Below are 7126 nucleotides of genomic sequence, written 5' to 3' on the forward strand. Positions count from 1 at the left end.
TTCCTGTGATTGAAAAAATGAAATTTTTAAGTATCACCGGACCGAAAGAGGATATAGACCGGGTCATTGATACCTACTTGTCCAAATATGAAATTCATTTGGAAAATGCGTTGTCCGAATTAAAAACGGTTAAGGACTTAAGACCTTATATCGAGTCCAATCCGTATAAGGATACGTTTCAGCGTGCCCAGGAGCTGAGCAGACTTCTTCCGGATAACAGCAGTGATTTTAACGTAAAAGATATAGCGGTTGAAGAAGCAGCAAAAATCATTGAGGAAATCGGATCCCAGGTTGCAGATATTACTGCCTCCCAGGCAGCTATTGCGGAAAAAATTAATGCCTTAAATCAATCTCTGGGAAAAATCATTCCGTTTACGGGACTGAATTACGATTTGAGCTCCATATTGCATTTTAAGTACATTAAATTCCGCTTCGGGCGCATTTTACATGAATACTATAACAAATTTGAAAGCTACGTTTATGACACCATAGACACGGTCCTTTATAAATGCCGGGAGGATTCGGAATACGTCTGGCTGGTTTACTTTGTTCCGGATACGGTATCAAACCAGATTGATGCCATTTACTCGTCCATGCATTTTGAACGTTTTTTTGTACCTGATGAATATAAGGGTACACCTTCCGATGCCATTCATTCCCTGCAGGATAAAATAAAGGTCCTTGAAACGGAAGAGACTGCCATCAAAAAGAAATTATCGCAGATACTGGAAACGCGGCGGAGTGATCTTTTATCTGCCTTTCACAGGCTGGAAACCTTCTCCACCAATTTTAATGTGAGAAAGCTTGCCGCGTGTACCAAACAGAATATCAATACCTTTTATATTCTCTGCGGCTGGATGAGCTGCCGGGATGCCAAAGCGTTTCAGAAAGAGATCTCCGATGATAAAAAGACTTTCTGCATTGTGGAAGATGACCACAGTAACATTATGAGCAAGCCTCCTACCAAACTGCTGAATCCAAGGCTGTTTCAGCCATTTGAACTGTTTATAAAGATGTACGGTCTGCCGGCCTATAACGAGATTGACCCCACTATTCTCATCGGAATTACTTATTCATTCCTGTTTGGGTTCATGTTCGGGGATGTTGGGCAGGGACTTTGCCTCCTCTTTGGCGGATTTCTTCTTTTCCGTCTGAAAAAAGCCAGCCTGGCAGCCATCATTTCCTGCTGCGGATTCTTTTCCACCATATTCGGATTCCTCTTTGGAAGCGTCTTCGGATTTGAGGATGTGATACACCCCGTATGGCTACGGCCGATGGAGCATATGACGAACCTGCCGTTTATAGGCAAGCTGAATACCGTATTTATTGCGGCGATCTGCATTGGTATGGGAATCATACTTCTTACCATGATCCTGAATATTATTAACAGTGTCAGGTCACACGATCCGGAACGAACGTTTTTTGATACCAACGGTGCAGCCGGACTTGTCTTTTATGCAAGCCTTGTCCTTACCATTGTTCTTTATATGACAGGAAACCCCATTCCGGCATCCGCAATTTTATTTTTGATGTTCGGTCTTCCGCTTCTCGTAATATTCTTTAAGGAACCGCTTACTGCCCTGCTGGAAAAGAAAGCGACGGGAATGCCGGAAGGAAAAGGCATGTTTGTAATACAGGGATTTTTCGAACTCTTTGAAGTTCTCCTAAGCTATTTTTCCAATACCCTGTCCTTTGTCAGAGTGGGCGCTTTTGCAATCAGCCATGCAGCCATGATGGGTGTGGTATTAATGCTTTCCGGCGCAGAAGCTGGTAACCCCAACTGGATTGGTGTGATCTTAGGCAACTTATTTGTCTGCGGTATGGAGGGACTGATCGTGGGAATTCAGGTCCTTCGTCTGGAATATTATGAATTATTCAGCCGTTTCTACCGTGGAACCGGCCGTGCATTTAAACCTTACGGAAAGAAAAATTAATCATTTCAGGAGGAAACCAATATGTCAACATTAGTAAAAATTACATTAGCAGCTGCATTACTATTAAGCATCGCAGTCCCGTTCGGAGCGTTTGCCATGGGTGAGAAATCAAAAGGGCGTTACAAGAAAGCGCTTGGAATAAACCTGCTCCTTTTCCTTGGTACAATAGCCGTTTCCGGTATTTTCCTCTTTAACGGACAGGCAGAAGCTGCAGAAGCCGCTTCAAATACCGCCACAGGCGTAGCCGGCATGGGGTATCTGGCAGCCGCTCTTTCTACCGGTCTTGCCTGTATTGGCGGCGGAATCGCCGTTTCCGCAGCAGCAAGCGCAGCTCTGGGTGCTATCAGCGAAGATAGCTCCATACTTGGTAAATCATTAATCTTCGTAGGTCTTGCCGAAGGTGTCTGTCTCTATGGCCTGATCATATCCTTTATGATCCTGGGTAAATTATAATTTATGAAAATGTATCTGATCAGCGACAACGTAGATACCTGGACAGGAATGCGACTGGCTGGTGTGGAAGGCGCTGTCGTTCATGAAAAAGCAGAATTGAAGAGCCAGCTTGATAAGGTTCTGGCCGACAAAGAGATCGGGATCGTTCTCTTGACGGAAAAATTCGGGAAAGAATTTCCGGATATCATCAATGATGTGAAATTAAACCGCAAGCTGCCGTTAATCATTGAAATTCCTGACCGCCACGGTACCGGCCGCAAGCCCAACTTTATCACGGACTATGTCAACGAAGCAATCGGATTAAAACTATAAGAAAGAGGTGGTCATCTTGACAACTGAGGAAAAATTGCAGCACTTCCTTGAGTTTTGTATGGAAGATGCCAGATCCCGCAGTGCAAAGATGCTTGATGAATATACTGCTGCCTTAGAGCAGACCTTTTCTGAACATCAGGAGGATGCAAAACGCAGAGCAAAACAGCAGGTGGCATCAGAAAGCGAGCAGATCGAAAGAGAGATTAACAAACGGCTCTCCTTAGAACAGATCGGCACAAAACGTGAATTTGGAAAAAAGCAGGATGAGTTAAAAGAGAAACTGTTTCTCGAATTAAAAGAAATGGTGAAAAATTTCATGGATACTCCCCAGTATACGGAACTTCTTCAAAAGGAAATCAAAGAAGCAAAAGAACTGGCCGGGAAAGAATTTATCACCATCTATATTGACCCTGCCGACGAGGAAAAGATCCGGAGCTTATCATTACCGGAAAGTGCCGATATCCGGGTCAGTGAGTATTCATTTATGGGGGGCACCAGAGCTGTCATTCCCTCCAGACACATTTTAATCGATAATTCCTTCCAGACTAAGCTGGCGGAAGCAAAACGGGATTTCCGGTTCAATATTAAAGATTTGATGGGAGGTACGGCAAATGACTAATACAGGCACCATTTCCGGCATCAACGGCCCTGTCATCTATTTAAAGGGCGATCCCGGATTCAGAATGAATGAAATGGTCCATGTGGGAGAAGATCATTTAGTCGGCGAGGTCATCGGACTCACAGACCGCCGCACCATTGTTCAGGTATATGAGGAAACCAGCGGCATAAAACCAGGGGAAACAGTTACCTCTACAGGTTTTCCTGTTTCCGTTACTCTGGCTCCCGGCATTCTTAACAATATATTTGACGGTATTGAACGCCCCTTAAGCGAGATCGCAAAAACAGGGGGAGCTTATATTGACAGGGGAATACACGTCGATTCTCTTGATACAAAAAAGCTCTGGCAGACTCATATCACAGTGAAAAAAGGAGACCGGCTGCTTCCCGGTGCGATTATCGCAGAAGTGCCGGAGACCCCAGCCATCGTTCACAAGGTTATGATCCCTCCTGATGTGGAAGGAACCGTTCTTGACGTAGTGGAAGACGGTTCTTATACCATATCTGATCCGATTATTACGCTGAAGCTGACAGATGGAACACAAAAGCAGCTGACCATGACACAGAAGTGGCCGATCCGGGTTCCGAGACCCACATTAAAGCGGTATCCTGCAACCAAGCCGCTTATCACAGGGCAGAGAATTATTGATACACTATTCCCTCTTGCCAAGGGCGGAACTGCCTGTATTCCGGGAGGTTTCGGTACTGGAAAAACCATGACCCAGCATCAGATTGCCAAATGGTCCGATGCCGATATCATTATCTACATCGGCTGCGGCGAGCGCGGTAATGAGATGACTCAGGTACTGGAAGAGTTTTCACAGTTAATTGACCCCCGTTCCGGCAATCCGTTAATGGACCGGACCACCCTGATTGCCAACACTTCCAATATGCCCGTGGCCGCCCGTGAGGCCAGTCTTTATTCCGGTCTTACTCTGGCAGAATACTACCGGGATATGGGATATCACGTTGCCATCATGGCAGATTCCACCTCACGCTGGGCAGAGGCCCTGAGAGAATTATCCGGCCGCCTGGAAGAAATGCCTGCAGAAGAGGGATTTCCTGCCTACTTAGCGTCACGTTTATCCGCTTTCTATGAGCGTGCAGGCATGATGCAGAATATTAACGGAACAGAAGGCTCCGTTACCATCATTGGTGCGGTATCTCCTCAGGGAGGTGACTTCTCCGAGCCGGTAACACAGAACACCAAGCGTTTTGTCCGCTGCTTCTGGGGTCTTGACAGAAACCTTGCCAATGAGCGGCATTTCCCTGCTATTCACTGGCTCAGCAGCTACTCCGAATATTTAACGGATCTGGCTCCCTGGTATCTGGAAAAGGTAGATAAAAAGTTTGTGGATTACAGAAACCGCATGGTGTTTATCCTGACCCAGGAGAGCAGTCTGATGGAGATAGTCAAGCTGATTGGCGGAGATATGCTTCCTGATGACCAGAAGCTGATTTTAGAGATCGCAAAGGTCATCCGAATCGGATTCTTGCAGCAGAATGCCTTTCATAAAGAAGACACCTGCGTTCCTATGGAAAAGCAGTTTAAAATGATGGACTTAATCCTCTACCTGTATAAAAAGTCCCGCTCACTGGTTTCAATGGGAATGCCCATGTCCGTTTTAAAGGAAGATCCTGTCTTTGATAAGATCATATCTCTGAAATATGATGTGCCCAACGACAGGCTGGATATGTTTGATGATTATAAAAAACAGATTGATAAATTTTATGATTCTGTCATAGAACGAAACGCTTAGGAAGGAGGCAGACGATGGCAATTGAATATTTAGGCTTAAGCGCAATTAACGGACCCCTGGTTGTTTTAGAGGGTGTTCAGAATGCTGCCTTTGACGAAATCGTGGAAATGACAGTAGCTGGAAAAACCCAGAAACTGGGACGTATTATTGAAGTTTATGAAGATAAAGCAATTATTCAGGTGTTTGGCGGAACTGACGGACTGGCACTTAGAAATGTCCACACCAGGCTGACCGGACATCCCATGGAGCTTGCCGTTTCAGAAGACATGCTGGGAAGAACCTTTAACGGCATTGGTGAACCCATTGACGGACTTGGTGATATCAATTCAGAGATTTATCTTGATATTAACGGTAAACCGTTAAATCCTGTAACCAGAGAATATCCAAGAGATTATATCCGCACCGGAATTTCAGCCATTGACGGTCTGATGACCTTAATCCGCGGCCAGAAGCTCCCCATATTTTCCGGTAACGGACTTCCCCATGATGAGCTGGCAGCGCAAATCGTACAGCAGGCATCTTTAGGTGATGATTCGAAATCGGGAGAAAAATTTGCCGTAGTATTCGCAGCCATGGGCGTTAAATACGATGTGGCAGATTTTTTCCGCCGTACCTTTGAGGAAAGCGGCGTATCCGACCACGTGGCAATGTTTATTAATCTGGCCAATGACCCGGTAGTAGAGCGTCTTATCACACCAAAAGTGGCTCTTACCCTGGCAGAATATCTGGCATTTGAAAAAGGTATGCATATCCTGGTTATTTTAACGGATATGACCGCCTATGCCGAGGCACTTCGTGAGGTCTCATCCTCCAAAGGAGAAATCCCATCCAGAAAAGGCTATCCCGGCTACCTTTACAGCGAGCTGGCTTCCATCTACGAACGTGCCGGTATTGTTAAGGGAAGACATGGATCAGTTACCCAGATCCCCATTTTAACCATGCCAAACGATGACATTACCCACCCGATCCCCGACCTTACCGGTTATATCACAGAGGGACAGATCGTTCTGGACCGGAACTTATACGGGCAGTCAGTTTATCCGCCCATTAACGTGCTCCCGTCCTTAAGCCGTCTGATGAAGGATGGAATCGGTGAAGGCTTTACCCGCGCTGACCACCAGGGTGTGGCAAACCAGCTGTTTTCCTGCTATGCCAAGGTGGGGGACGCAAGAGCACTGGCTTCCGTAATAGGTGAAGATGAGCTTTCCCCCATTGATAAAAAATATCTGGTGTTCGGCAAAGCATTTGAAGGCCGATTTGTCGGACAGGGAAATCACTCCAACAGAAACATTCTTGAAACCTTAACCGTCGGCTGGGAGCTGCTCGGTCTTCTTCCAAGAGCCGAACTGGACCGTATCGACACCAAGGTATTAGACCAGTATTACAAGGAAACCACCGCTGAAGCTGCAGGCGAATAGGAGGGGTCAGAATGAATCCGAATACATTTCCAACCAAGGGGAATTTAATCCTTGCGAAGAACTCCCTGACATTAGCCAGACAGGGTTATGAGCTGATGGATAAAAAGAGGAACATCCTGATCAAAGAACTGATGAGCTTAATCGATGAGGCAAAGGGAATTCAGTCGGAGATTGACGTCACATTTACCGCTGCGTATAAAGCACTTCAGAAGGCAAATATTGAACTGGGAATAAACTATGTCCAGGATATCGCTATGGCTGTGCCCATTGATGACAGGGTACGCATTAAGACCCGAAGCATTATGGGAACTGAGATTCCTCTGGTGGAGCATGAGGAAATGCCTCTGAATTTAACTTATGCTTATTACAGCACCAGAGAATCCCTTGATGAAGCCCGTTACCATTTTGAAAGGGTTAAAAAGCTTTCCATAAAGCTTTCCATGGTAGAAAACTCCGCTTACCGTCTGGCTAACAGTATTAAAAGGACCCAAAAACGGGCTAATGCATTAAAGAATATTACTATCCCCCGTTACGAGACTCTTACCAGAAATATTACCAATTCTCTGGAAGAAAAGGATCGGGAGGAGTTTACAAGACTTAAAGTTATTAAACGGACCAAAAAGAGTATGTA

At 45.6% G+C, this 7126-nt stretch carries 7 protein-coding genes; all 7 read left to right on the forward strand.

All coding sequences use genetic code 11. The features are described 5' to 3' along the window. Positions 1-5 precede the first annotated feature (5 nt). A complete protein-coding gene (locus tag V7D18_RS20085) occupies positions 6-1934 on the forward strand; it encodes a V-type ATP synthase subunit I (protein ID WP_426156859.1) in 1929 nt (642 codons plus the stop codon). A 21-nt stretch (positions 1935-1955) separates the two neighbouring features. Beyond that, positions 1956-2387 carry an ATP synthase subunit C gene (locus tag V7D18_RS20090; RefSeq protein ID WP_426156861.1) on the forward strand — a complete coding sequence of 144 codons (432 nt, stop codon included), beginning with the start codon at positions 1956-1958 and terminating at the stop codon, positions 2385-2387. A gap of 3 nt (positions 2388-2390) precedes the next feature. Further along, positions 2391-2699 carry a V-type ATP synthase subunit F gene (locus V7D18_RS20095; protein ID WP_426156862.1) on the forward strand — a complete coding sequence of 103 codons (309 nt, stop codon included), beginning with the start codon at positions 2391-2393 and terminating at the stop codon, positions 2697-2699. Positions 2700-2715: 16 nt separating this feature from the next. Then, the gene (locus V7D18_RS20100; RefSeq protein WP_426156864.1) at positions 2716-3318 is read left to right on the forward strand and encodes a V-type ATP synthase subunit E; all 603 of its coding nucleotides are present in this window, start codon (positions 2716-2718) and stop codon (positions 3316-3318) included. Further along, a complete protein-coding gene (locus tag V7D18_RS20105) occupies positions 3311-5077 on the forward strand; it encodes a V-type ATP synthase subunit A (RefSeq protein WP_426156866.1) in 1767 nt (588 codons plus the stop codon). Before V7D18_RS20100 ends, V7D18_RS20105 begins: the two co-directional genes overlap by 8 nt. Positions 5078-5091: 14 nt before the next feature. Further along, positions 5092-6495, forward strand: coding sequence for a V-type ATP synthase subunit B (locus V7D18_RS20110; RefSeq protein ID WP_426156868.1), 1404 nt, complete (start codon positions 5092-5094; stop codon positions 6493-6495). An 11-nt stretch (positions 6496-6506) separates the two neighbouring features. Next, positions 6507-7126 (forward strand): V-type ATP synthase subunit D (locus V7D18_RS20115; protein ID WP_117416011.1); only part of this gene is annotated, 620 nt, incomplete at its 3' end.

Source organism: Lacrimispora sp. 38-1 (assembly GCF_049890855.1).
Lineage (GTDB): Bacteria > Bacillota > Clostridia > Lachnospirales > Lachnospiraceae > Lacrimispora.

Bases quoted from the DNA above. Each gene is read 5' to 3' on its own strand.
- V7D18_RS20110 (WP_426156868.1), top strand. From the start codon at position 5,092: ATGGCAATTGAATATTTAGGCTTAAGCGCAATTAACGGACCCCTGGTT.
- V7D18_RS20105 (WP_426156866.1), top strand. From the start codon at position 3,311: ATGACTAATACAGGCACCATTTCCGGCATCAACGGCCCTGTCATCTAT.
- V7D18_RS20095 (WP_426156862.1), top strand. From the start codon at position 2,391: ATGAAAATGTATCTGATCAGCGACAACGTAGATACCTGGACAGGAATG.
- V7D18_RS20090 (WP_426156861.1), top strand. From the start codon at position 1,956: ATGTCAACATTAGTAAAAATTACATTAGCAGCTGCATTACTATTAAGC.